The sequence below is a fragment of the Bacillus luti genome (assembly GCF_001884105.1).
GTDB classification, from domain to species: Bacteria; Bacillota; Bacilli; order Bacillales; family Bacillaceae_G; genus Bacillus_A; species Bacillus_A luti.
The window spans coordinates 235,216-260,372 of the sequence record NZ_MACI01000095.1 but is presented as its reverse complement, the minus strand read 5'-3'; the positions used below and the strand labels follow the sequence as shown (position 1 = coordinate 260,372).

Here is a 25,157-nt window from a genome sequence, read left to right as displayed (position 1 = left end):
AGGTAACACGGGTGCTACTGGCGCTACCGGACCTCAGGGCGCTCAAGGTAACACGGGTGCTACTGGACCTCAAGGTGCTCAAGGTAACACGGGTGCTACTGGACCTCAAGGTGTTCAAGGTAACACGGGTGCTACTGGACCTCAAGGTGTTCAAGGTAACACGGGTGCTACTGGACCTCAGGGTGCTCAAGGACCAACTGGCGCTACCGGCGCTACTGGTATCGGAGTTACCGGACCTACTGGACCTAGCTTCCCAGTAGCGACAATCGTTGTAACAAACAACATCCAACAAACAGTACTCCAATTTAACAACTTTATTTTCAGTACTGCAATTAACGTAAACAATATTATCTTTAACGGCACAAATACAGTTACTGTTATTAACGGTGGTATTTATGTAATTAGCGTATCTATTTCTACAACTGCGCCAGGATGCGCTCCTCTTGGAGTAGGCATTTCAATTAATGGAGCAGTCGCAACTGATAACTTCTCTTCAAATTTAATAGGCGACTCACTTTCATTTACTACAATCGAAACGTTAAGAGCTGGTGCAAACATTTCTGTCCAATCTACTCTTAACGAGATTACAATCCCTGCAACAGGAAATACTAACATTCGTCTAACTGTATTTAGAATTGCTTAAACTTCACTATTTATTATTTATGACAAATAAAAAAAGAGCGAAAAATTCGCTCTTTTTTTGTTATGTACACTAATTCATTACTACTCTAATTCAATTGAAACATTTTTTTGAGGTACAAATGTAGAAATTGCATGTTTATAAATAAGCTGTTGCTTACCTTCTGTTTCCAGTAGGACTGTAAAATTATCAAATCCTTTAATTAATCCACGAAGCTGGAAACCGTTTAATAAGTACAGCGTAACAAACGTATTCTCTTTACGGAGTTGATTTAAAAACTGATCTTGAATATTGATAGATTGCTTCATGTCGAATCCTCCTCTTTTTCTCTACTTACTATTATTCGACTTTAATTGTAACTTTCCTTCTATGTATCGTAAAATTTCTGACGCTTTTTCACCATCTGTAACATCAAACCACGTGACATCCATTTTATTACGGAACCATGTTAATTGACGTTTTGCATAACGGCGTGAATTCGTCTTTAATTGTGATACCGCTTCTTCTAAAGAAACACGATTCTCAAAATAATCATAGATTTCTTTATATCCAATGGCTTGAATAGATTGACAATCTCGTACCCCTCTATTATACAGCCCTTCTACTTCCTCTAACAAACCTTGTTCCATCATCAAATCAACTCGTAAGTTAATGCGATCGTATAGCATTGCTCGATCCATTGTCAAGCCAATTAATGACACATCATACAGCAACTCTTTTTCTTGTTTCTCAATTTGTTCACTCATTTTTTCGCCCGTCGTGTGAAAAATTTCTAACGCGCGGATAACACGTCGTACATTATTTGCATGAATACGTTCCGCACTTTCCGGATCTACTTCTTGCAATTTTTTATGTACATATTCTACACCACGTTCTAAAGCTATCTTTTCCATTTGTTCTCGGTATATCACATCACCAGCATCATCTGTAAACTGATAATCGAATAAAACAGATTGTATATAAAGACCGGTTCCACCAACTATAATTGGTAATTTACCACGCTCTGTAATCTCTCGGATATGCTTACGAACACGTTCTTGAAATTCTGCGACGGAAAATGAATCTTCCGGATCTTTTATATCGACCATATAATGTGGAATTCCATCCATCTCTTCTTTCGTCACCTTTGCAGTTCCAATATCCATTGTACGATAAATTTGCATGGAATCACCACTAATAACTTCACCGTTCAACGCTTTTGCAAGATCGATACTTAACTTCGTCTTCCCAACAGCCGTTGGTCCAATGATGACAGCAACTTTTTCACGTTGCACTTCTCCCATATCATTCAACTCGCTTTATGTAATGTACTCCATCTATTGATTATACCCAATCTTAACAATTTTAACGGCATTATTGCAAGTTCTTTCAATTCGGTACATGAAATTTCATATAAAAAAAGAACATAGTTTGTCCAAATCTGCATATACATGATAAAAATCGTTCGGAGAGGATGCGTTGACCATGAAACAATCCACTATCAATTTTGCAGCATTAACAAATGACCTCATTTTGGCTACCGCTACAAAAGAACAAAATTGTTCACAAGAAGAATTATACTTCGCCTTAAATTGTTTACTACGTTCCTTTTATTCTACTCTTCAAGAGACAACCTTACATGCGGAAAATGCACATACAGAATATATGCAAACTCAATTTTGCAGCGCATATAAAATTATTACAGGTAAAACAATTTATCCATTTCAATAATCATTTTTGAGACGAAAGTGTTCTATCACACACAAAATAATAAAAAGCGGTTGCTTACATATTTTCGAGCAACCGCTTTTTTACATTAATAAAGGTAAATTATTGTATAACTTTCACTTTTACAGATTTACGTCCCCAACTATTGGCACTACCATCCGAACCAACTAATACATCAATACGGTTTCCTTTAATCGCACCACCAGTATCTCCAGCAATCGCTTCTCCATATCCTTCCACCCATACTTTCGATCCAAGTGGAATTACCTTCGGATCAACAGCGATTACTTTCATATTTGGGTTCGCCGTTAAATCATGCCCCATTGCAGTTAGTACACGACCACCATACGTACCATTCTCACTTGGATTTGCTGTATACGCTGTCGCTTCTACTGTTATTTCACGACCACCACCTGCAGGCGCACTAGTTTCAGTAGATTTTGCCACTGGTTTCGCCACTGGCTTTGCTTTTTCTACAGGTTTACTTGATTCTACACTCTTAGCGGATTCCTTATTCTTAACTGCTGTATTATTTTTAACCGACGTATTTACTCTAGCCGGTGCTTCTTCTTGCGTTACAACTACTTTCTTTTCAATCAAAGGTGCCGTTCCTGTTAAAAATGGCACATGAACATATCCGACTTTTCCATTGTAGTCGAATTGTAACCATTCATTTTGAACTTGATTTGTCGTTTCAATCACATCATCTTTATTAAGTTTACCAAGAACTTCAGAGCCAGTATTCGCTCCAGCACGAACATTTAATACGCTCGCCGTTACATAATATGTACTTTTTGTAAATTCAGCACTTACAAATGCTTCTTTACCATCTAACTTAATTTTCGTCCATCCATTTTCTGTATTTATCACATCTAATTTATTTCCACTTAACATTTTACCTACAAGTTTTGACTCTACAGTTGGGTTTTCTCTAACATTTAATACATCTGTTGTTACAATCGTTTCTGCTTTCGCAGAACCCGCAAAAATCCCAAGACCAAAAACTGCTGCTGTTGCTATACCTAATAATTTTTTCATGAATAGCCTCCATTTGCTTTGTTTTCGTATTTTTATTATAGCAACAGATTTTTAGGATTTTTAGAAATCACACAATTACAAACCATTCGTAATATACGATTAATGAGTTGTAACATAAATTTCCATATTAATAAATTCCATTTCCAATAGAATCCCCAATAGTTTTCATATATTTTCCACATACGAGCACCAGAATTTTTTTCCAAAAAAAATTACAGTATTACTTTTTTGTTACAAAAAATTCACATTTCATTACATCTTTTACCAAAATTCATCATTCTTCAATTATTAACCTACTTTTTTGTAATAAAAAAAGAGCAGCTAATAGCAGCTACTCCCTTTTCATTTGTTATTTAATTTTCTTTTTCCAAATCCCCATCATAAGAGCTGAAACAACTGTCCCTATTAATATAGAGAAAATATATAGTAATGGTTTATTTACTAATGCAATAACAAACAATCCACCATGTGGTGCTGGTAATGTAATTTGGAATAGCATTGATAATGCACCTGCAATACTTGAACCAACAACACAACTTACTATCACTCGAACCGGATCTGCTGCCGCAAATGGAATCGCACCTTCTGTAATAAACGACGCTCCCATAATATAATTCGTTAAACCCGATTTACGTTCTGCCTCAGTAAACTTTGATTTAAAGAAGGTAGCTGCGAGTGCAATTGCTAATGGTGGTACCATACCACCAGCCATAACTGCTGAGTGAACACCAAAGTTCCCTGCTGAGATTGCAGCGATACCAAATGTAAATGCTGCTTTATTAATTGGCCCCCCCATATCGATTGCCATCATACCACCTAAAATTAAACCTAATAGTATAGCATTTGTACCACCTAAACTATTTAACCAACTCGTTAACATTTCGTTTAACGCAACTACAGGTGGATTAACTACTTTTAACATGATAACACCTGTAATTAATAACCCCAATACTGGGTAAAGCAAGACTGGTTTAATCCCTTCTAACTGCGCTGGTAAACTAGAAAATAACTTTTTCAACCCAACAACAACATACCCCGCTAAGAAACCAGCAATTAATCCACCTAAAAAGCCAGCATTTGCTTGCGCCGCCAAAAATCCTCCAACAACACCAGGCATAAAACCAGGTCGATCAGCAATAGAACTTGCAATAAATCCAGCTAAAATTGGTACAAGGAATAAAAAGGCTCCTTTTTCTCCACCACCAATGGTCATTAACATTTCAGCAATAGGACCTTCCGCCTTAATTCCACCGAACATAAATGCTAATGCGATTAAAATTCCTCCACCAACAACGAATGGAAGCATATTACTTACACCGCTCATTAAATGCTTATAAATTCCTAACCCTTTTTCTTTCTCTGCACTTTCTGCCTTCCCATCTTCTTTTATTCCTTTAAAGATTGGTGCATCTTGTTTTACAGCTCGATTAAGAAGCGTTTCCGTTTTTCTAATCCCGTCAGCGACTGGCACTTGAATAACATGTTTCCCAGCAAAACGGTTCATTTCGACTTGTTTATCTGCCGCAACAATTATAGCCGTTGCGCGTTCAATATCCTCTTTTGTGAAACCGTTTTTTATACCTGTTGACCCGTTTGTTTCAACTTTAATTGCTATTCCTAACTCTGCCGCTTTTGCTTTTAAGCTATCCGCAGCCATATATGTGTGAGCGATTCCAGTTGGGCAAGCCGTAACAGCTAATACGTATGGTTCATTTCCTTCTGGTTTTGCAACCTCAATGCCAGCTTCTTCTTCTTTTTCATTTTCTTTTTCATCAAATAAACGAAGAAGTTCCTCTTCATCCTTCGCTTCTAATAATTGCTTACGAAACCCTTCATCCATTAATAGTGTAGATAGGCGTGATAACGTTTCTAAATGAGTATTATTCGCCCCTTCACTCGCAGCAATCATAAAGAATAAATGTGCAGGCTGTCCGTCAAGTGATTCATAGTTGATACCGCTTACACTTCTACCAAAACAAATCGCTGGTTGCTTAACAGCTTTTGTTTTCGCATGAGGTATTGCAATCCCTTCACCAATGCCTGTTGTACTTTGTGACTCCCGCTTTAAAATAGCTTCTTTAAATTCGGCTTTACTATTTAAACGATTTGCCCCGTTTAATTTCTCAACTAATTCATCTATGACAGCTTCTTTATTTGAAGCTGTCAAATTCATAATGACTGTATCCCTTTTTAATAGTTCTGTAATTTTCATATGTTGCTTCCCCCTATCGCTTAGTTACAATTACTTGCGACAATAATTCTTCTACTTTTTCCTTTGCACATAAATCAGCTGAAAATGCTGTTGCACTCCCTGTTGCAACACCATATTGAAATGCCTTTTCAATATCTTTCGTCTGTTCATATTTACCTACAAACCCTGCAACGAGAGAATCTCCAGCCCCAACCGAATTAATTACAACACCTTTTGGAACAGTTGCTTCATATATACCTTCTGCCGTAAATAATAAAGCTCCCTTGCCTGCCATTGATACGATAACGTGCTCTACACCTTGTTCAATTAATTTTTTTCCATGCGGTAAAATAGCTTCTACTGTTGAAACCTCTACTCCAAATAACTCACCAAGTTCATGATGATTAGGCTTTATTAAAAAAGGCTTATTTTTAATTACATGCTGCAGTGCACTTCCGCTCGCATCTACTACTACGCGAATACCTTTTTCAGCTCCGAACGCTGCAATCGATTCATAAAAAGTCGTTGGGATAGATGCCGGTACACTTCCAGCTAGTACGACACAATCCCCTTGCTTCATACTTTCAATTTGTTTCATTAATATTTCAAATTGCTCATTTGTCACACTAGGGCCTTGCCCATTTAACTCTGTTTCTTCTTGCCCTTTGATTTTCACATTAATTCGTGAATCTCCGTCTACTTGTACGAAGTTTGTTGTCACACCTTCCTCATGTAATACATCTTTAATAAATCGACCGGTAAATCCACCAGTAAATCCAAGCGCTACATTTTCAACACCTAAACGATGAAGAACGCGAGAAACATTAATACCTTTTCCTCCAGGAAACTTCATATCTTTCTCCGCACGATTTACTGTTCCTAAATCGAAAGAATCAACTTGTACTACATAATCAATAGATGGGTTTAAAGTAACTGTATAGATCATTGTTTATCAGCCTCAATTACATTGGTTTGTCTTTTATATTTTTCTAGATCAATCTCTAAATAGTTTGTAATAATATTTGCCTCTTCAACATTGGCAATTTTCGCAAACGCAACTTCCGAAAACTTACTTTCATCAATTAAGAAATATCCTTCGTTTGCTAACGTTAATGCCATTTGTTTCAAAAGTGCCTCTTCTGGATCTGGCGTTGTAAAACCAAGTTGTTCATGTACACCATTCGCTCCTAAAAAACATTTATCAAAACGGTACTTCTGCATACTTTCCTGTGCCATCGCACCAATTAAAGCTTTCGTCCTACTCTTCATCATTCCGCCAAGTAAATATGCACGAATATTATTTTCAACTAAAGCTTCAATATGCATAAGTCCATTTGTAACGACAGTAACATCTTTATTTATTAAAAATGGAATCATTTCAAATGTTGTACTTCCTGCATCTAAATAAATGCAATCACCTTGTTCAACAATACTAGCGGCATACTTCGCAATTTGTTGTTTTATTTGAATGTTTTTGGATGATTTTTCAACCATCGTTGGCTCCTGTCCTTTTCCTGTTAAAACAGCAGCACCACCGTGAACTCTTTTTAATAACCTTTGTTTTTCCAATTGTGCTAAATCACGACGAATTGTCGACTCAGAGCTTTCTGTTCTTTCCACTAATTGTTGTAATTTAATAACCTTCTGCTCTTTTACAAGTTGCAATATCATTTGATGACGTTCAGGAGTTAACATTTTATTCACCTCTTCTTTGATTACAGTATAATGAAAACGATCACGAAAATCAACCACAAACATTCACAAATAATCAAAATCAGCCACAAACAATTATAAACAACAAAAAAGAAACCCATTTGATATAACAATCAAATGGGTTTCTTTTCTTGATTCACTTATAAAGAAGCTTTATATATACTTAAAACATCGTCTTTATTTAATTTTTTAAAGTTACCAAATTCACCATAAGCCATCGCTTTATCCGCCATTAAGTTAATCTCACTTTCCCCAATACCGTAATCAGCTAAAGTTACTGGCGCTTCAATTGAAGTCCAAAATTGACGTAACGCCTCAATTCCTTCTAATGCCACCTCTTTATCTGTTTTACCGTCTGTTTCTACATTAAACACACGAATAGCGAACTGTTTAAAGCGACTTACATTTTCATCTACAACATGCTTCATCCAGTTCGGGAATAAAATCGCAAGGCCACCCCCATGCGGTATATCATGAACAGCTGAAACTGCATGTTCAATATTATGAGTTGCCCAATCTCCTTTTACTCCCATCGCTAAAATACCGTTTAACGCCATCGTGCCGCAATATAAAATGGTCTCTCTATACTCATAATTTTCTAGATTACTTAAAAGCTTTGGAGCGGTTTCTATTACTGTTTTTAAAACAGATTCACAATAACGATCTTGTAATTCCGTATTTGTTCCATGATGGAAATACTGTTCTAATACGTGTGACATAATATCTACCATACCGTAAATCGTTTGATCTCTCGGTACAGATGCAGTATGGACCGGATCTAAAATGGAAAACTGCGGGAAAGTAACAGGACTACCCCAACCATATTTTTCATTCGTTTCCCAGTTTGTAATTACAGAACCAGCATTCATTTCAGAACCTGTCGCTGCAAGAGTGAGTACAGTACCAAATGGTAACGCCTCACTAGCAAATGCTTTTTTTGTTACAATGTCCCATACATCACCATCATATTTACTACCAGCAGCAATCGCTTTTGTACAGTCGATTACACTTCCGCCACCAACCGCTAAAATAAATTCGACTCCATTGTCTTTACAAATTTGAATCCCTTTCTTTACTGTCGATAAACGAGGATTCGGCTCAACACCTGTTAACTCAAATACTTCCGCATTTATATCCTTTAAATTAGAAATTACATTATCATAAATACCATTCCTTTTAATGCTGCCTCCCCCGTATACGAGAAGAACTTTTTTACCGAACTGTGGAATTTCAGTTTTCAACTGTTCTAATTGACCTTTACCGAAAATAAGTTTCGTTGGATTACGAAATACAAAATTTTGCATATCCCTTTACCATCCCTTCTATATGAAAAGCAACTATACTTTTGTATAACATACTTTTTTCATTTCACAAAAATATTTGCCTAACAAAAAAATCTCAGCCTTTAAGGCTGAGATTTTTTATTGATAATAAGGTGAGATCATTAAGTAAACAATAACACCAGATAAACTTACATATAACCAAATCGGCATTGTCCAACGTACAATTTTGCGATGGCGTGTTAATTGGTTTGTAAAACCAAATACAAGTGCAAACAATGCAAGTGGTACAATAATTGCTGCTAAGATAATATGTGTAATTAAAATGATGAAATACACATATTTAATAAATCCTTCTCCGCCAAAATGTGTTGCTGGCGCCAAGTAATGATACGATAAATAAGAAACACAAAATAGCAACGTTGTTGTAAATGCTGCTAGGATAAAACCACGGTGCATTTTCACATTCTTCTTAATAATAGAGTATAAAGCTGCTAATAAGAATACGAACGTAAAGCTATTAAAAATTGCATTTAACATTGGTAAAATTGTTACATCAAAATGTACTTCTCCTTCATAGCCAACAGGTCCAAAGAATAAAAATAAAATAATCGCATTTACAATTACAGAAAGCGTTATCACAATAGGAGCATAGCTTTTCTGATTTGTTGATTGATCCACCAAAATGGTCACTCCCTCTTCCTTCAAATATGTATACGTAACCTCACTATTTTAACATATTATTCACAGTGTAAATGTGACAATAGTTTGACACAGCAAGACAAGACAAAGAAAAAAATCCTTCTTAATAAAACTTCTTAAGAAGGATTTTATCGTTTTATTATTTAAATAGCAATGTAATTAGTTTTTGTTAAAAAACGTGCTGCTATATGCTTGAAAAATTTCAGACACTTGATATCCCATTAATGAAATTGCTGTTAATGAAAAGAAACCAATCATAAGAAATCGAAACCACATATAAATCTCCTCCTTGTATTTAGCTTAAAAAGCATTCGCTATATTACAAGTTGAGTGGCACTCTTCATCATCACTTTCTTTTTTCTTTACAATTGCTGTTATAAATCGAATCATAAAGAAGATAACAAAAGGAATTTGTTCGTAATTTATATTGGCATAGTGTAGCAACGGCTCGCGTTGCAAATCGAACGGAGATGAGAAGGAATAGAACATACCTTGCTCTTCCACATATACGATTACAATTTTCATGCAAAATACTATTCCTAGAAACGAAACAATATCTTGCCATTCTGTCGTATATAACAGGTTATACAGCTCTAATACGTACTCTTCCATCATCATCCCCCCTTCCTTTTTTACCATTTTGCTCGCCTTCGTATAAAAAGTCAAGAAAAAAGTTTATATTCACTATGACAATAGTAATTACTCTTTTCTTTATTTGTATATGAATCTTTTCTAGCAATGATTGGATTGGGTTTCCTTCACAAAAAATAAAATTACTATCGTACAAATTCTTCATTACTAATTATTATTTTTCTTCAACACAAATACTGAAATCTCAGGTACACTCCAAAATCTAACAGGCATTCGGGTTGTCCCAATACCACGGTTTACATATAAATATAACGGCTTATTCTTCCCCTCTAATTCATACATTCCTTCAACATAGCTCTCAGCTAATTTTGTAGTGATTAATGGACCTACAAAAGGAATTTGAACTTGTCCTCCGTGACTATGTCCTGACATTTGAAAATCAACTGGGTAACGTGCTACTTTGTCTACAACATCTGGTTCATGTACTAATAGCATATTGAAATCTTGTTGTTTTAAGTTTTTTAAAGTTGGGTCTATTTGTGGCTTTCCTAATAAGAAATCATCCAAACCTGATATTGTAATGTAGTTTCCATTGTCCGATTTAATTTTTTGTACTTCATTTACTAACACCGAAAAACCAGCTTCCTCCATATATTTTTTATAAAACAAACTACCGCCGCCACCTCTATCATGATTTCCAAACACAGCATATTTACCAAGCGGCGCATGAATTTCCTTCAAAATCTTTTTCGCTTCTTCTCTTTCCTCATTATAAGTTCCAAACTTATCTATTAGATCTCCTGTAAAAACTACTATATCTGGATGTAACTCATTCATTTTTTCAACCAAACTATCTAATTGTTTCAATGAAAATTCTGGTCCTAAATGTACATCTGAAAATTGCAAAATTTTCTTATTATTAAATTCTTTAGGGAGTTTAGAAGATTTCACTTCATTCCAAGTAACCGTTATTAATTTTCGTTCTATTTCCGTTGCATAGTAACACACGCCAACCGAAATCATTACCATACTTATAAAAACAGTAATGATAATTTTTCTAAAGTTTGATATGTTTTGTTCTTTCTTCATACGATGAGTATTCATGTTTTCACCTCTAGAAGTACTTTAAAGCCTTATTGTTACATTCATGTGACAACATGAACTGTTATTCATATCCAATTCTATCCCCTTCACTTTGACAAATTTATTTAGAAGTCATAACATATTTTTATAATACATAGATTCTTTGGAAAGTTCTTTCTTTCCATCACAATATGACGGAGGGGTTATTCATGTCTGTATACACACCAGAAGAAATTACAGAACTTGCTGCTAATTCTGGAAGAAAAAAAGCTCATTTATCATTACTCCCTATGTTAATTCTCGGCTTTTTTGGTGGCGCTTTTATCGCATTAGGGTATTTACTCGATATTCATGTTATTGGAACGATGCCAAAATCTTGGGGATCATTTACTAGTTTCTTAGGTGCCTCTGTCTTTCCTATCGGTCTTATACTCGTTATTCTTGCAGGCGGCGAACTAGTAACTGGTAACATGATGACAGTTTCAATGGCTTGGCTTCAAAAGAAAATCACCTTATTCCGCTTACTACGTAATTTAGTTATTGTTACGTTTAGTAACTTTATAGGGGCTGTATTCGTTGCTTATTTCTTCGGTCATATCGTTGGATTAACAGAGGGAGTTTTTTTAGCTAAAACAATTTCTATTGCACAGGCTAAATTACAAGACACACCACTGCAAGCCTTCATTTCTGCAATTGGATGTAATTGGCTCGTTTGTTTAGCTGTTTGGCTTAGTATAGGAAGTAAAGAATTTATCGGAAAGATAATCGGTATTTGGTTCCCAGTTATGACTTTTGTCGCGATTGGATTTCAACACGTTGTAGCCAATATGTTTGTCATCCCAGCTGCAATTTTTGCTGGTCATTTAACTTGGGCTGAATATGTTCCAAATTTCATTTTTGTTTTCTTTGGAAATTTAGTAGGAGGTATGTTATTTGTAGCACTACCTTATTTCATATCTTATAATAAGAAACTATCTTCCTCTACAGAGAAGACGGAAATAAAGAATAAATCTATATCCGCTTAAATTGAATGTCTGTAAAGTCGCGCTAAAAAATATTACAAATTTCATTTTTTTCGCGAATATATGTACGTACACTTGTTCTCGAATGTTTTATACGTTATAATAACAACTTAAATAGCATTATTTACATATGAGGTGAAAAACATGAACAAAACAGAATTAATCAAAAACGTAGCACAAAATGCTGAGATTTCTCAAAAAGAAGCTACTGTAGTTTTACAAACTGTAGTAGAATCAATCACTAACACTTTAGCTGCTGGTGAAAAAGTACAACTTATCGGATTCGGTACATTCGAAGTTCGCGAAAGAGCTGCTCGTACAGGCCGTAACCCACAAACTGGTGAAGAAATGCAAATCGCAGCTTCTAAAGTACCTGCTTTCAAAGCTGGTAAAGAACTTAAAGAAGCTGTAAAATAATGAAAAAATAGCCTTCTCGTTTACGAGAGGGCTATTTTTTCATTACATAATTAATAAAGATCTGACCATTATGCTGTTTCTTTTGTTCCTTTATGCAAATAAAACCTTTACTTTCAAAGAAAGGTTTTGCTGTAATACTCGCTTCTGTATATATATCCTTATGCCCCAAGTTCACTGCTTCTTTTTCTAACTCCTGTAGTATGTATGACGCTATCCTTTTCCCTTGATAATCTTTATGCGTAAATAGACGATCTACGTAATGATCATCATTATAATCCCCAAATCCCACTATCACACCGTTATAATCCGCTACATAACTAATATTCTTCTCTAAAGATTGTAACCAACTTTCCCTATCTAGTCGATCTGGCGCCCATGCCTGTAGTTGTAATTCGTTATAATCTTTTGCATTAATTGTATGAACTGTTTCATAGAACAACTGTAATACTTGTTCTAAATCCTCTTTATGAAATGTTCTAATAATCGTATCTTTTAACATAGTAGAGCCTCCTTACTAAACTATCATTTAACTTTTCTACCACCTACGATTCAATATTGCTGCTTTATTATATCTTTTTTCTTTCTATATGAACAAAAAACAATACTTATTTCAAAGTATTGTTTTTCGTTTTAAAAGCATATGCAATTACTCTATAGATTTTTATTTTTTTAATTTCACTCTTTGCAGTCGTAATGCATTTAATACAACGGATACAGAACTAAATGCCATCGCGGCTCCAGCAACCCAAGGTGCCAAGAAACCGAACGCGGCAATCGGGATTCCTAAGCCGTTATAAGCTAGTGCCCAGAATAAATTTTGCTTAATATTTCTTATCGTCATCTTACTCATAAAGATTGCATCAGCAATACTATTTAAATCACCACGGATTAACGTAATATCTGCCGCTTCCATCGCTACATCCGTTCCGGTTCCAATTGCCATACCGATATCCGCCGTAGCCAATGCAGGCGCATCATTTATTCCATCTCCAACCATTGCTACTTTCTTACCTTGCGCTTGCAGTTTTTTCACTTCTTCTGCTTTTCCTTCTGGTAATACTTCTGCAATTACATGATCAATACCAACTTGCTTAGCGATTGCCTGAGCGGTTTGTGTATTATCTCCTGTAATCATAACAACGTCTAGACCCATTTTCTTAAGTCTTGCGATAGCTGCTTTTGAAGTATCTTTTACAGTATCCGCAACGGCAACTATTCCAGCATACTCCTTATCTATTGCTATTAACATTGCTGTTTTTCCTTCTCGTTCTAGCGCTTCCATCGATTTAGAAACTTCTTCAATATCAATATCGAATTTCTTCATTAATCGACGTGTACCAATTAATAATTGTTTCCCTTCTACAACTGATTCGATACCGAATCCTGGAATCGCTTCAAATGTTTCTGAACTTGGGATATCAATTTTCTTTTCTTTAATTCCTTCTACAATCGCTTCTGCAAGTGGGTGTTCAGAATTTTTTTCTGCCGCACCTACTAAACGTAGTATTTCTTCTTCATGGAATCCATCTGCTACAATTACATCTGTTAACACCGGTTTCCCATTTGTCACAGTACCTGTTTTATCTAGAATAACTGTATCTAATCGGTGGGTTGCTTCTAAATGCTCTCCACCTTTAAATAAAATTCCATATTCAGCCGATCTTCCTGATCCCGCCATAATAGACGTAGGTGTTGCAAGACCTAATGCACACGGACAAGCGATAACAAGTACGGCTATCATTTTCTCAAGTGCTCCGCCAAAATCACCAGGTGTAACAAATAGCATCCACACAACAAATGTAATAATCGCAATTCCAACTACAACCGGTACGAAAACACCTGAAATTTGATCTGCTACCCTTTGAATAGGAGCTTTTGAACCTTGAGCCTCTTCTACTACTTTAATAATTTGAGCTAATGCAGTATCTCTTCCTACCTTAGTTGCTTTCACTTTTAAAAAGCCATTTTTATTTATTGTAGAACCGATTACTACATCCCCAATTGTTTTATCAACCGGGATACTCTCGCCTGTTAACATCGATTCATCTATTGCTGACTTTCCTTCTACAATTTCCCCATCTACCGGAATTTTTTCCCCTGGTTTCACATAAACGATATCACCAGCTACCACTTCTTCAATTAAAATTTTCATTTCTGTTCCATCTCGTACAACAGTAGCGGTTTTCGCCTGTAATCCCATTAATTTTTTAATTGCTTCTGACGAGCGTCCTTTTGCTTTCACCTCAAATAATTTACCTAAAATAATTAATGTAATAAGTACTGCACTCGTTTCAAAATACAAGTCTGTCATATGTTCCGAAGAACCAATCGACCTAATACTTAAATACACACTGTAGAAATATGCCGCAGACGTTCCAAGTGCAACGAGAACATCCATATTGGCGCTTTTATTACGTAACGCTTTATAAGCCCCAACATAAAACTGCCCACCAATGATAAACTGAACTGGCGTTGCAAGTGCTAGTTGTACCCATGGGTTCATAAGCATATCTGGTAAATAAATAAACGATGTAAATGAGAAATGACTTACCATTGCCCACAATAACGGAAATGATAAAATAAATGAAATGATAAATTTCTTCTTTTGTCGCTCAATTTCTTGTAAGCGATGATCAGTTGATCCATTTTGCTCATCTGATTTCACTTCTAATTTATATCCTAATTTCGTAATTGCACTCTTCATTTCATTTACATTAATTTCATCAGGATTAAAATCTACTGTAGCCGATTCTAAAGCGAAATTTACTGTCGCTCCGTTCACACCTTCTAACTTATTTAAACGCTTTTCTACTCTATTGGCACATGCTGCGCATGTCATCCCTGAAACAGTAAACTCAGCTTTATCACTGACAATTCCATACCCTAACGATTCAACTTTTTGCTTAAATTGTTGCGGATTCGTTTTCGCTGGATCGTACATTATTTTTGTTTTTTCAAGTGCAAAATTTACATTTGCATCATGAACACCTTCTACTTTTTTCAGACCTTTTTCAATTCTATTTGCACATGCTGCACATGTCATTCCTGATATTTGAAGATTGGCCTCTTTTTGTTCATTCATATCTCTCACCTCTATATACCCTTATGAGGTATAATTATTAGCAAAATAAATCGTACTTCATTTAAAGTACGATTTATTTCCATATCTAAAAATAATTATTGAACATCGTATCCTTGGTCTTCAATAACAGCAACGATATCTTTTAATGTTACAGCAGACGAGTCGATAGTAACTTCAACAGTTCCTTCTGCTAATTGAACTTTCACTTGTTCAACACCGTTTAGCTCTTTCACACTGCTTTCGATAGCATTTACACAATGTCCACAAGACATACCTTCAACTTGTAATGTTAACTGTTCCATTTAAAATCCTCCTCTTGTTTCTTCATTGTTTGTTAATCACAACTACATCTTACCATACCCCCCTAAGGTAATCAATGGTTTTGTATCATGATTTTTCAATTATTTTCTAAAAGTTTATTTTACATACACTTTTTCACTACAATACATCTAAATCCTATAAGGGTAAACAAAAAACAAGCCAGTTAAAAACTAGCTTGTTTTTACGCTTTTGAAAAACGTTCAAATACTGTCATTAATTCCTCAATTGCTTCGTCACCATTTCCATCTTTAATGGCTCCTGAAACACAATGACTTGTATGATTTTTTAAGACACCCATTCCTACTTTTTTCATCGCTGCATTAATCGCTGAAATTTGCACTAAAATATCCACGCAATAACGATCATTTTCAATCATATTTTGAATACCACGAACTTGGCCTTCAATTCTCTTTAATCTATTTATAATTTGCTCTTTTTCTTTTTCTGATCTATGTGTTACTGATTCATGCTCTTTATGATCCATATTATCACCTTCTTAAAGTTTCTCTTCATCCAATACAAGAATTGCTTTTACGAGTACACCAATTATAGCATTAAATATCTATGTATGATACCCCATATGAGTATATTTCCACTCTATGATTATTCTTAACAAATTATTAGCTTCTCAGTCTCAATTTTCATAATACCCTTTCCTTTTTTCAAAAAACATCAATAAGTGGGGATTGTCCCTCCCCACTTATTATTCGTCCCCAAATATAAAAGTCTCAATTTTCACACGTGCAAACTGAGACTTTTTTCTTCCTATATATAATTACTGCTGATCACATACTTTTGTATCATTCACTACTGAAGTTCCTTCAACGGTTACCGTATGAAAACAGTCATTTACACGAACTGTCACAACATTATCTTGCCGATCAATGATATGATATTCATTAAAATTTTTATTTAGAGCACTGCGAATTTGTTCTCCTTCATAAATTGGAATGCCATGTGATAAAACCCAAATAAGTCCAGCGATAGCAAGAATAGCTTTCATACGATCTACCTCCTTGAGAATATAGTGAACTTTTTATCCGTGCTTTTGCAGCTCTACGAATCATGTTTGGAATAAACCAAGCCTTTTTGGAAATAAGTTCATTTCGTCTATTCTATGCTTATGCTAATTGTGACCGAATTGTGACAACTTTTTGCCTCTTTAGACGAAAAGTTGAAACAAAACTTTCAAAAAGGACAATTCTACTTGAACAAACAAAAGGCTATGGAGAATTTCCCCATAGCCTTTTGTTTGCATTTTATTAAACAATCATTTCGTTATGTTTAATTTTAAGCGTTTCAATTTGAATTGTAGCACGTTCAATATGGAACTGTTTTTTTACATATCAATCATATTTTGAGGAACTTCGTGATTCTCCTGTTTCTTATCAATCGTCCAAATATGAAAAGTATGCATATCTCGTACACACTCTACACACAACTAATAAATCGTAATCCCTTACTTAAAGAAGTCGGCACAACAGATGCATGATTCTCCCCTTCAGCCTCATAAAACATAAATCTAAACTGATCGTGTTTTACTTGGAGAAGGCGCTCTGACAATTCGTTTGCCCCTACAACCATATGACCTCGTTCTAGTGACCCAACTGTAAGGAACACTCCTGTTTCAAACTTGGCACTATTTAATTCACTTATAAGATTCTCTTCTTTTTCAAGCACAGATTGGTTATTCCACCAAATAGATGGACTACTAATAAAATAATTTTGAAAGGCATTTACGTTTGTAAATAGTATATGTAAAGCAAATAAACCACCTAGCGAATGCCCAAATAACGTTTGTTTTCCTTTATCAATCTCAAAATCATTTTCGATTTGAGGCTTCAGTTCTTCTTCTATAAAAGTAAAGAAGTTATGTGCTCCTCCTGTTTTAGGCCACGGTTTGCCATCTGGTTTTAAAGGCGCATCTTTTGAAATTACGCTAGGCGTAAAATCATAGCATCTTTCTTCACCTGAAAATGCACCTTCAATTGGGTAACCAATACCTACTATAATGGCTGGTGAAACACCTGTTTTTTCTGCTCGAACTGATTGTATTTTAACCGCTTCATGGAATGTTTGAAAAAAGGCATTGCCATCTAATACGTATATAACAGGATAGCCTGACTCTGGTGCTGGCTGCCTCGGCTTTGAAATATGAATTTGATATTCCTTACCTTCTAATTTCGAATACATTTTCCACTGTTCTGTATTAGATGTTATAATCTGCTGTTTTTCAATAGTAGTAGTCATCTTATATCCCCCCTTCTTAACTCGTTACATATATTTCTACTTTTTCTTCTTGAGATACAACGCTATCATAACCGAAACAAACAGGAGCCCCATTATACGGATCAATCATGACACGTGCATCAATATGAAATACTTCTTTTAACACTTCATTTGTAATGATTTCTTCTGGGCTACCAGTTGTAACGATTTCCCCTTCTTTCATTGCAATAATTTCATCTGAAAACCTTGCTGCATGGTTAATATCATGTAGTACCATTACGACCGTACAATTATGTTCTTTATTTAATTTCTCCACAATTTGTAATACATCTAATTGATGAGACATATCAAGATATGTCGTTGGTTCATCTAGTAGTAACACTTCTGTCTCTTGTGCTAAAGCCATTGCTAACCATACCTTTTGTCGTTGACCACCTGATAAATTTGCAATTTGTCTCGTTCGAAATTCAGAAGTTTTCGTTATTTCTAATGCCCAATCAATCATTTCTTTATCTTTTGAAGTTAACTTATTTACGTTATTTCGATGTGGATAGCGTCCATAAGAAATTAACTCTTCTACTTTAAGCTCGCCTGGCGCAATTGGAGTTTGCGGAAGTAAAGCTAACTGCTTCGCAATTTCTTTCGTCGGAATTGTATTTAAATCCTGTCCTTGCAAATATACTTTACCGCTCTTTTGCTTTAAAATTCTTCCCATTGTTTTTAACAATGTCGATTTACCACACCCATTTGGCCCTATAATTGTCGTTACTTTTCCTTCTTGTATTTCCACATTTAAATCGCGAAACACTGTAAGCTTTTCATAACTCGTTTCTAAATTTTTTGCACTTAAAATACTCACTTTTATTCCTCCTCTTACGCTTTCGCCTTATAAAGTAAATATAAGAAATACGGTACACCGACAATAGAAATAACGATTCCAACTGGTAACTCTACAGGTGTGAACACTGTTTTTGCAATAAAGTCCGAAGCAATTACAAGAAACATTCCGATTACCCCGCACGTAGGAATAATATACTTATGCTGAATACCCACAAGCCTTTTCGCTATATGCGGTGCCATTAGTCCAATAAAACCAATACTCCCTGAAACTGCGACACATGCGCTCACAAGTCCTATACTACTTAGTAGTAAAATAGATTTCTCTCTTTCTACTGAAACACCTAAACTTGTAATACTCGTTTCTTCCAATTGAAATAAATCTAATAAATAAGCTTTCTTTTGTATGAGAGGAATTAATATAATAAGCCACGGCAACATAGCAATAATATATTTCCAGTTTGCATTATAAATACTTCCAGACACCCATACTGCAGCCATTTCAAAATCAGTTGACTTCATTTTGAGTGATAAGTACATAGAAAAGGCTCCAAATCCTGATCCAATCGCAATCCCTGTTAATAAAAGACGCTGCGAATCTAACTTACCGTTTTTCCAAGAAAACAGATAAATGATGATAGCTGCACCTAATCCGCCGACTAAACCAAACATTGGCATCATCATAATAGAAACCCAGTCTGTGCTTTTTAATTGCCCTTGAAAGAAAAACATAAAAATTACAATTGCTGTTCCTGCTCCGGCATTCACTCCTAAAATACCTGGATCCGCCAATCCGTTTCTCGTAATCCCTTGAATAACAGCACCCGCAACACCGAGACCTAATCCTACTAATCCAGCAATTACAATACGCGGAAGACGAAACTCAAAAATAACTAAATCATGGTCTGGTACTGGATCAATTCTAAGGAGTGTTTTAAATACATCTGTAATCGTAATATCAAACGTACCATTCGTTAAACTAATATAAATAGCACATAGTATTAAAAATATAATAATCCCCATCGTCATTCCAAAACGTTGACTTGAACTTTTAAGCATGTCTCTCTCCTCCTCTTGTACGGATTAAATAAAGGAAGAAAGGAATTCCAATTAAAGATGTTACGACTCCGATTGGCGTTTCAAATGGATAATTTACAAATCTACTTAAAACATCACATAATGCTAGAAAAACGCCGCCAATAACGCCTGCACATGGCAAAATCCACTTATAATCTACTCCAATTATAAAGCGAGTAATGTGCGGAATAATTAAACCTACAAAACCAACTTTCCCCACTAAAGCAACTGCCGTTCCTGTTAAGAAAATAACTGATAAAATTGCCATCGCTTTAACTAGTTTTGTACGCTGTCCTAGGTTAATAGAAACTTCTTCTCCTAAAGAAAGAATAGTAATAGATTTTGATATAAACAGCGCTAAAACTATTCCAATTATCCCAAAAGGTATCGTGATTTTAATTATATTAGGATCGACTTGATCTAATTTTGCATTAAACCAAAAACTAACATTTTGAGAAATTTGGAAATATGAAGCCATTGCAGCAGATACACTGCTTAAAAATGTTCCAATAACTGTCCCTATAATTGCTAACCGAACTGGTGATAAGCCATTTTGAAGAAGCGAACCAAAACCAAACACGATACCGGCTCCAAGTGCAGAGCCAATCATTGAACATAAAACCATGCCAATTGAGGACATGCCCGGAAGAAAAATCATACAAAGTGTAATAACAAAGGCTGCCCCATCCGTCACACCCATAATAGAAGGGGATGCAAGATAGTTTCTTGTCATCCCCTGCATAAGTGCTCCTGATATGGCTAGAAATGCTCCGACTAAAAGAGCTGCAACTACCCTTGGTAAACGTGAAGTAATAATAATATTATGATTTACATCGCTTGAATCAAAATGAAATAATGCGTTCCACACTGTTTCAGCATCAATACTTTTTGCCCCATACAAAATGGAAAGTACAACTGTAAATAAGATGAGTATGGGTGCTATACATAATATAGTTACTGGTACTGCATTTGTTTTCTGCATATCATTCAACGCACCTTACTTATTATATTATTTAGATAAATTTTTCACTGCTTCTTTTAAGAATGCTGTTTTACTCCAAGCAGTACCACCTTGTGCCATTGGATCAACAACGTTTACAAATACTTTCTTTTCTTTCGCGGCATTCATACTTTGCCAAATTGGATTCTTTTCAATTTCTTCTAGCACTTTCGGGTTTTTATTCTCAGTTGTCTCATATTGTAAGAAAATATAATCCGGGTTAAGTTCGGCAAGTTTTTCAAATGAAATCTTCTCTTGTGCTTTTACAGTCTTTAATTGTTCTGGAGCAGTTAGCCCAAGGTCTTTATAAATTACAGGGTTGAAGTACACTCCTTCTGGATATAGGAATAATTCGTTTGCTCTTAGTCTGATTACAAGTACTTTTTTGTCTTTTAACTTATCCCCTAGTTTTGCTTTTGCTTTTTCAGCATCTGCATTATAATCTTTAATAATTTTTTCTGCTTTATCCTTTTTACCAGTTAATTCTCCCATTAACTTTAAGTTATCTTCCCAATTTGTTGAAACATGTGATACTGGGAACGTCGGAGCTACTTTCGTAAACTTTTCAGCTGTTTCTGCTGGGAATTTCGTACTTGATGTAATAACGTCTGGTTTTAATTGAAGTAATGTTTCGAAATTTGGTTCCATTTTCTCACCAACAGATTTCGCACCTTCTAAATCTTTCTCTAGATACTTCGGTAATTTACCACCAACAGTAATGGCACCAACTGGTTTAATTCCAAGTACTGCTGCATCTTCCATTGACTCTAAACTAGCTGTCGCAATTTTATCTACTTTTGCTGGCACTGTATATTCTTTACCTAAGTATGTAATTTTTCTTTTTTCTTCTTTTTTCGTCTCACTAGCCTTTGTTTGTTGTTTTTGCTCTCCTGAAGTTTTATCTGCACTATTACATGCCGCTAAACCTACACTTAAAACTGTAACCATCCCTAATGTAAATAATTTCTTGTTCATCTTTATATAGCTCCTCTCGAATTTTCAAACTATGTTCTCAAAAAACTTAACTATATGAAACTTATCTTACATATATATTTCATTAGATGAATAATCCTATCCAGAACTCATTCTCGTTCACTTCCCCTAAGCTATAATTCTTTTACACCTCATCCATTGATAATCTTTTTCATTGATAATGATTATCGTTACTAAGTATATATTTAATATGCAATTATTTCAAGAAAGATTTGAAAAATTTTAACAAACTGAATTAAAAAAGAAGTATCCGCCTAACGTTAGGGGGACACTTCTTTTTTTAGAAATTTATATGTAATTCAACTGGGCAATGGTCTGATCCCATTACTTCACTATTAATTTTCGCCTCTGTTATTTGGTCTTTCATTCTTTCGGAAACAACAAAATAATCTAAACGCCATCCAATATTTTTTGCCCTGGCTCCCATTCGATACGACCACCACGAATATGCGCCTTCCTGATCAGGATATAGATAACGATATGTATCAATAAATCCTTCTTCTAAAATACATGTGAATTTCTCTCTTTCTTCATCAGAAAACCCGGGATTTTTCCGATTACTTTTTGGATTTTTTAAATCTATTTCTTTATGAGCAACATTTAAATCACCGCAAAAAATAACTGGTTTCTTCCCATCTAATCGTTTAATATACGCCCTGAAATCATCTTCCCATTTCATTCTGTAATCTAATCGTTCTAATCCTCGTTTGGAGTTTGGTGTATATAACGTTATCATGTGAAAATCTTCGAACTCTAAAGTAATAACTCGTCCTTCTTGATCATGCTCTTCAATTCCTAAACCGTATGTAACAGAAAGCGGTTCTTTTTTCGAAAAAATAGCTGTCCCAGAATATCCTTTTTTCACAGCATAATTCCAATATGTATAATATCCCTCTAGATTTAAATCAATTTGTCCATCTTGTAATTTAATCTCTTGTAAACAAAATATATCAGCATTTGATTCCTCGAGATATTCTAAAAATCCACCTTTTGCGATAACTGCTCGCAAACCATTTACATTCCATGAAATTAACTTCACTTATAATCCTCCTCTTGATGTTCACTTTCAAATTTCATGCTACCACAAAATAGAAAATCAAGCATATTTCCATCTTTGTAATCTTGCTCTTACATTTGTAAATACGTACATATGCACATTATTCAGGTTATACTAATTTCAGAGGTGATGTTCTTTGCACAATCAAGGATTTACATTAACAAGTGAGTATTGGCAAGCAATTATTCATAATGATTCTTCCTATGATACTAAATTCTTTTATGCTGTGAAATCAACTAGGATCTTCTGCAGGCCATCGTGCAAATCGAGAATACCGAATAAAAACAACGTACGAATTTTTCTAAATGCTGAGCAAGCATTGCGTGAAAACTTTCGTCCGTGCAAACGTTGTAAACCAAATGGGATAACTCTACCTAACGAAGAGTGGGTAGAACAAATTAAAGATTATATCGAAAAACACTTTGACGAAGGATTAACTCTCGACCTACTCGCAGAAATGTGCCACGGTAGCCCATTTCATTTACAACGTACTTTCAAAAGACTGATAGGAATAAGTCCAATAGAATATATACAACAATTCAGGATTGTTAAAGCTGCAGAATATCTTTCACATACAAATCAATCTATTAAAGAAATTAGTACTGCCGTCGGGATAGAGAACCCTGAGTATTTCGCAACTTTATTTAAAAGGAAAACCGGCTTTACTCCGACTGAATATCGAAAAAAGAATACAATGAAAGAGGGATACAATAATGAATTCCTACAAAAATAAATCTATATATTGGACGCTCCTTACACATAAAAATTGGCGCTTTCATATTGCCGCAACTGAAAATGGACTATGTTTCATTGGATCACAAGACGAAAACTTCGAAGAACTAACTATATGGGCTAGAAAAAAACTGCCGCAATATAAATTGACCCGCAATCCAGATTACTTGCAAACATATACGAAAGAAGTTATCGAGTATTTGGAAAACAAGCGGGAAACTTTTACATTCCCTATCGATGCTTACGGAACCGCCTTTCAATTATCTGTTTGGAATACGGTACGTGAAATTCCTTATGGGAAGACATATTCTTATTCAGAAATTGCCGAAAAAATGCAAAAACCTACAGCTATACGTGCCGTTGCTACTGCTATTGCTGCCAACCCTCTTCTCATTACAATTCCTTGCCATCGTGTTATCGGAAAGAATGGGAAACTAACCGGCTTTAGAGGTGGATTAGAAATGAAGAAAGAATTGCTTATATTAGAAAAGTCACAGGTAGAATGCATATGACAGCTGAATATACTAGCGCATTAACTTTAACAGTTCCGAAAGAATTTAGTTTCCAAGAAAATTTACGGTATCTATCCCGTTCTAACAATGAATGTATGTTTCACATTGAAGATAATAAAATTTATAAAGTTATTCCTGTTCAAAATATAAACCCTTTGGTTGAAATTAATATGAACATTGATGGCCATTTGGAAATACGTTTTTTAGGAGAATCATATATCTCTGACAAATGGATATGCGATGCTGTAGCTAACTATGTAACAGAGTGGTTTGATTTAACTACGGATTTAGCTCCCTTTTATACATTAGCTCAACTTGATCCACTCCTTCAAGGTCCTGTTCAAAACTTTTATGGACTTCGAACTTTAGGTATTCCGGATTTATTCGAAGCACTTTCCTGGGGAATTATCGGTCAGCAAATTAATCTCACATATGCTTATACGCTAAAAAGAAGGTTAGTTGAGACATTTGGAAGTTATGTAGAATGGGACGATAGAAAACATTGGATATTCCCATCACCTGAAATAATTGCAAATTTACATGTAGAAGATCTTAAAGACTTAAAAATGACGACAAGAAAATGTGAATATTTAATTGGTATTGCCAAGCTTATTACAGAGGGAAAACTGTCAAAAGAGGATTTACTACAAACACAAGATGTAAAGCTTGCTGAGAAACAACTAACTGCTATCCATGGTATAGGACCGTGGACTGCCAACTATGTTTTAATGCGCTGTTTACGATTTCCTTCCGCTTTTCCAATTGACGATGTCGGTTTGCATAATGCTATTAAATGTATAACAGGTTCCGAAAATAAACCTGCTAAACATGAAATAAAAGACTTTGCGGCAAACTGGGCAAATTGGGAATCTTATGCAACCTTTTATTTGTGGCGAGTACTATACTAAAAGAACCAAGTAGCACATTCGTACT

Annotated in this window: 28 protein-coding genes and 1 pseudogene; 7 read left to right on the top strand and 22 right to left on the bottom strand. The window is 35.1% G+C overall.

Features of this window, described 5'->3' with window-relative positions; all coding sequences use genetic code 11:
• Positions 1–643 (top strand): Gly-Xaa-Xaa repeat protein (locus tag BAQ48_RS26055; RefSeq protein WP_131800856.1); only part of this gene is annotated, 643 nt, incomplete at its 5' end.
• Positions 644–723: 80 nt separating this feature from the next.
• Here BAQ48_RS26055 and hfq read toward each other — a convergent pair.
• A complete protein-coding gene (hfq, locus tag BAQ48_RS26050; RefSeq protein ID WP_000813896.1) occupies positions 724–948 on the bottom strand; it encodes an RNA chaperone Hfq in 225 nt (74 codons plus the stop codon).
• A 21-nt stretch (positions 949–969) separates the two neighbouring features.
• On the bottom strand, positions 970–1,923 hold the full coding sequence (miaA, locus tag BAQ48_RS26045) for a tRNA (adenosine(37)-N6)-dimethylallyltransferase MiaA (protein ID WP_071713303.1): 954 nt from the start codon (positions 1,921–1,923) through the stop codon (positions 970–972).
• 181 nt (positions 1,924–2,104) lie between these two features.
• On the opposite strand from miaA, the gene BAQ48_RS26040 reads away from it, so the two are divergent.
• Complete coding sequence (locus BAQ48_RS26040; protein WP_000814413.1) at positions 2,105–2,350, top strand: hypothetical protein; 246 nt, start codon at positions 2,105–2,107, stop codon at positions 2,348–2,350.
• Positions 2,351–2,449: 99 nt separating this feature from the next.
• Here the strand turns inward: BAQ48_RS26040 and entD are convergent, their stop codons facing one another.
• The 8 genes from entD to BAQ48_RS25990 form a co-directional block, all read right to left on the bottom strand.
• Entirely contained in the window at positions 2,450–3,385 is a 936-nt protein-coding gene (gene entD, locus BAQ48_RS26035) for a cell wall-binding protein EntD (RefSeq protein ID WP_071713302.1), read from the bottom strand.
• Between the two features lie 349 nt (positions 3,386–3,734).
• Positions 3,735–5,597 carry a PTS fructose transporter subunit IIABC gene (locus BAQ48_RS26030; RefSeq protein ID WP_071713301.1) on the bottom strand — a complete coding sequence of 621 codons (1,863 nt, stop codon included), beginning with the start codon at positions 5,595–5,597 and terminating at the stop codon, positions 3,735–3,737.
• 13 nt (positions 5,598–5,610) lie between these two features.
• Positions 5,611–6,522 (bottom strand): 1-phosphofructokinase, encoded by a 912-nt coding sequence (pfkB, locus tag BAQ48_RS26025; RefSeq protein ID WP_071713300.1) that lies wholly within the window; start codon positions 6,520–6,522, stop codon positions 5,611–5,613.
• Positions 6,519–7,271: a DeoR/GlpR family DNA-binding transcription regulator gene (locus BAQ48_RS26020; RefSeq protein WP_071713299.1), complete on the bottom strand. Its 753-nt coding sequence runs from the start codon at positions 7,269–7,271 to the stop codon at positions 6,519–6,521. Before BAQ48_RS26020 ends, pfkB begins: the two co-directional genes overlap by 4 nt.
• 158 nt (positions 7,272–7,429) lie before the next feature.
• On the bottom strand, positions 7,430–8,593 hold the full coding sequence (locus BAQ48_RS26015) for an iron-containing alcohol dehydrogenase (RefSeq protein WP_071713298.1): 1,164 nt from the start codon (positions 8,591–8,593) through the stop codon (positions 7,430–7,432).
• Between the two features lie 117 nt (positions 8,594–8,710).
• On the bottom strand, positions 8,711–9,253 hold the full coding sequence (locus BAQ48_RS26010) for a DUF420 domain-containing protein (RefSeq protein WP_000228316.1): 543 nt from the start codon (positions 9,251–9,253) through the stop codon (positions 8,711–8,713).
• 318 nt (positions 9,254–9,571) lie between these two features.
• On the bottom strand, positions 9,572–9,910 hold the full coding sequence (locus tag BAQ48_RS26000) for a hypothetical protein (RefSeq protein ID WP_002019036.1): 339 nt from the start codon (positions 9,908–9,910) through the stop codon (positions 9,572–9,574).
• 159 nt (positions 9,911–10,069) lie between these two features.
• Positions 10,070–10,966 carry a metallophosphoesterase gene (locus BAQ48_RS25990; protein WP_071713296.1) on the bottom strand — a complete coding sequence of 299 codons (897 nt, stop codon included), beginning with the start codon at positions 10,964–10,966 and terminating at the stop codon, positions 10,070–10,072.
• 188 nt (positions 10,967–11,154) lie between these two features.
• Between BAQ48_RS25990 and BAQ48_RS25985 the strand changes: the two genes are divergently transcribed.
• Complete coding sequence (locus BAQ48_RS25985) at positions 11,155–11,970, top strand: formate/nitrite transporter family protein (protein WP_071713295.1); 816 nt, start codon at positions 11,155–11,157, stop codon at positions 11,968–11,970.
• Between the two features lie 141 nt (positions 11,971–12,111).
• Positions 12,112–12,384 carry an HU family DNA-binding protein gene (locus BAQ48_RS25980; protein WP_001043902.1) on the top strand — a complete coding sequence of 91 codons (273 nt, stop codon included), beginning with the start codon at positions 12,112–12,114 and terminating at the stop codon, positions 12,382–12,384.
• 31 nt (positions 12,385–12,415) lie between these two features.
• Here BAQ48_RS25980 and BAQ48_RS25975 read toward each other — a convergent pair whose 3' ends face one another.
• The 12 genes and pseudogenes from BAQ48_RS25975 to BAQ48_RS25925 all read right to left on the bottom strand — a co-directional run bounded on the left by BAQ48_RS25975 (position 12,416) and on the right by BAQ48_RS25925 (position 22,962).
• Positions 12,416–12,883 carry a GNAT family N-acetyltransferase gene (locus BAQ48_RS25975; protein WP_071713294.1) on the bottom strand — a complete coding sequence of 156 codons (468 nt, stop codon included), beginning with the start codon at positions 12,881–12,883 and terminating at the stop codon, positions 12,416–12,418.
• A gap of 162 nt (positions 12,884–13,045) precedes the next feature.
• Complete coding sequence (locus tag BAQ48_RS25970) at positions 13,046–15,466, bottom strand: heavy metal translocating P-type ATPase (protein WP_071713293.1); 2,421 nt, start codon at positions 15,464–15,466, stop codon at positions 13,046–13,048.
• A gap of 95 nt (positions 15,467–15,561) precedes the next feature.
• Positions 15,562–15,768: a copper chaperone CopZ gene (gene copZ, locus BAQ48_RS25965; RefSeq protein ID WP_000436973.1), complete on the bottom strand. Its 207-nt coding sequence runs from the start codon at positions 15,766–15,768 to the stop codon at positions 15,562–15,564.
• A 200-nt stretch (positions 15,769–15,968) separates the two neighbouring features.
• The gene (locus BAQ48_RS25960) at positions 15,969–16,271 is read right to left on the bottom strand and encodes a metal-sensing transcriptional repressor (RefSeq protein ID WP_000349641.1); all 303 of its coding nucleotides are present in this window, start codon (positions 16,269–16,271) and stop codon (positions 15,969–15,971) included.
• A gap of 291 nt (positions 16,272–16,562) precedes the next feature.
• A complete protein-coding gene (locus BAQ48_RS25955; protein WP_000644301.1) occupies positions 16,563–16,790 on the bottom strand; it encodes a hypothetical protein in 228 nt (75 codons plus the stop codon).
• A gap of 259 nt (positions 16,791–17,049) precedes the next feature.
• Positions 17,050–17,222: pseudogene (locus BAQ48_RS28360) on the bottom strand (cation diffusion facilitator family transporter); the annotation flags it as partial.
• Positions 17,219–18,037 carry an alpha/beta hydrolase gene (locus BAQ48_RS25950; protein ID WP_071713292.1) on the bottom strand — a complete coding sequence of 273 codons (819 nt, stop codon included), beginning with the start codon at positions 18,035–18,037 and terminating at the stop codon, positions 17,219–17,221. The gene BAQ48_RS25950 and the pseudogene BAQ48_RS28360, both read right to left, overlap by 4 nt.
• A gap of 16 nt (positions 18,038–18,053) precedes the next feature.
• Positions 18,054–18,875, bottom strand: coding sequence for an ABC transporter ATP-binding protein (locus BAQ48_RS25945; RefSeq protein WP_071713291.1), 822 nt, complete (start codon positions 18,873–18,875; stop codon positions 18,054–18,056).
• 14 nt (positions 18,876–18,889) lie between these two features.
• Entirely contained in the window at positions 18,890–19,912 is a 1,023-nt protein-coding gene (locus tag BAQ48_RS25940) for a FecCD family ABC transporter permease (RefSeq protein ID WP_000920453.1), read from the bottom strand.
• The gene (locus BAQ48_RS25935; protein ID WP_071713290.1) at positions 19,905–20,912 is read right to left on the bottom strand and encodes a FecCD family ABC transporter permease; all 1,008 of its coding nucleotides are present in this window, start codon (positions 20,910–20,912) and stop codon (positions 19,905–19,907) included. The genes BAQ48_RS25940 and BAQ48_RS25935 overlap by 8 nt, the downstream gene beginning before the upstream one ends.
• A gap of 27 nt (positions 20,913–20,939) precedes the next feature.
• Positions 20,940–21,905, bottom strand: a complete 966-nt coding sequence (locus tag BAQ48_RS25930) for an iron-hydroxamate ABC transporter substrate-binding protein (protein ID WP_001035496.1) — start codon at positions 21,903–21,905, stop codon at positions 20,940–20,942.
• Positions 21,906–22,203: 298 nt separating this feature from the next.
• On the bottom strand, positions 22,204–22,962 hold the full coding sequence (locus BAQ48_RS25925) for an exodeoxyribonuclease III (protein ID WP_071713289.1): 759 nt from the start codon (positions 22,960–22,962) through the stop codon (positions 22,204–22,206).
• A 154-nt stretch (positions 22,963–23,116) separates the two neighbouring features.
• Between BAQ48_RS25925 and BAQ48_RS25920 the strand changes: the two genes are divergently transcribed.
• From BAQ48_RS25920 to BAQ48_RS25910, 3 genes are read left to right on the top strand one after another with little or no spacing between them, the layout of a single operon-like run.
• On the top strand, positions 23,117–23,713 hold the full coding sequence (locus BAQ48_RS25920; protein ID WP_071713288.1) for a bifunctional transcriptional activator/DNA repair enzyme AdaA: 597 nt from the start codon (positions 23,117–23,119) through the stop codon (positions 23,711–23,713).
• Positions 23,694–24,224 (top strand): methylated-DNA--[protein]-cysteine S-methyltransferase, encoded by a 531-nt coding sequence (locus BAQ48_RS25915; RefSeq protein ID WP_071713287.1) that lies wholly within the window; start codon positions 23,694–23,696, stop codon positions 24,222–24,224. The genes BAQ48_RS25920 and BAQ48_RS25915 overlap by 20 nt, the downstream gene beginning before the upstream one ends.
• Positions 24,221–25,132 (top strand): DNA-3-methyladenine glycosylase family protein, encoded by a 912-nt coding sequence (locus BAQ48_RS25910; RefSeq protein ID WP_071713286.1) that lies wholly within the window; start codon positions 24,221–24,223, stop codon positions 25,130–25,132. Before BAQ48_RS25915 ends, BAQ48_RS25910 begins: the two co-directional genes overlap by 4 nt.
• Positions 25,133–25,157: the final 25 nt, after the last annotated feature.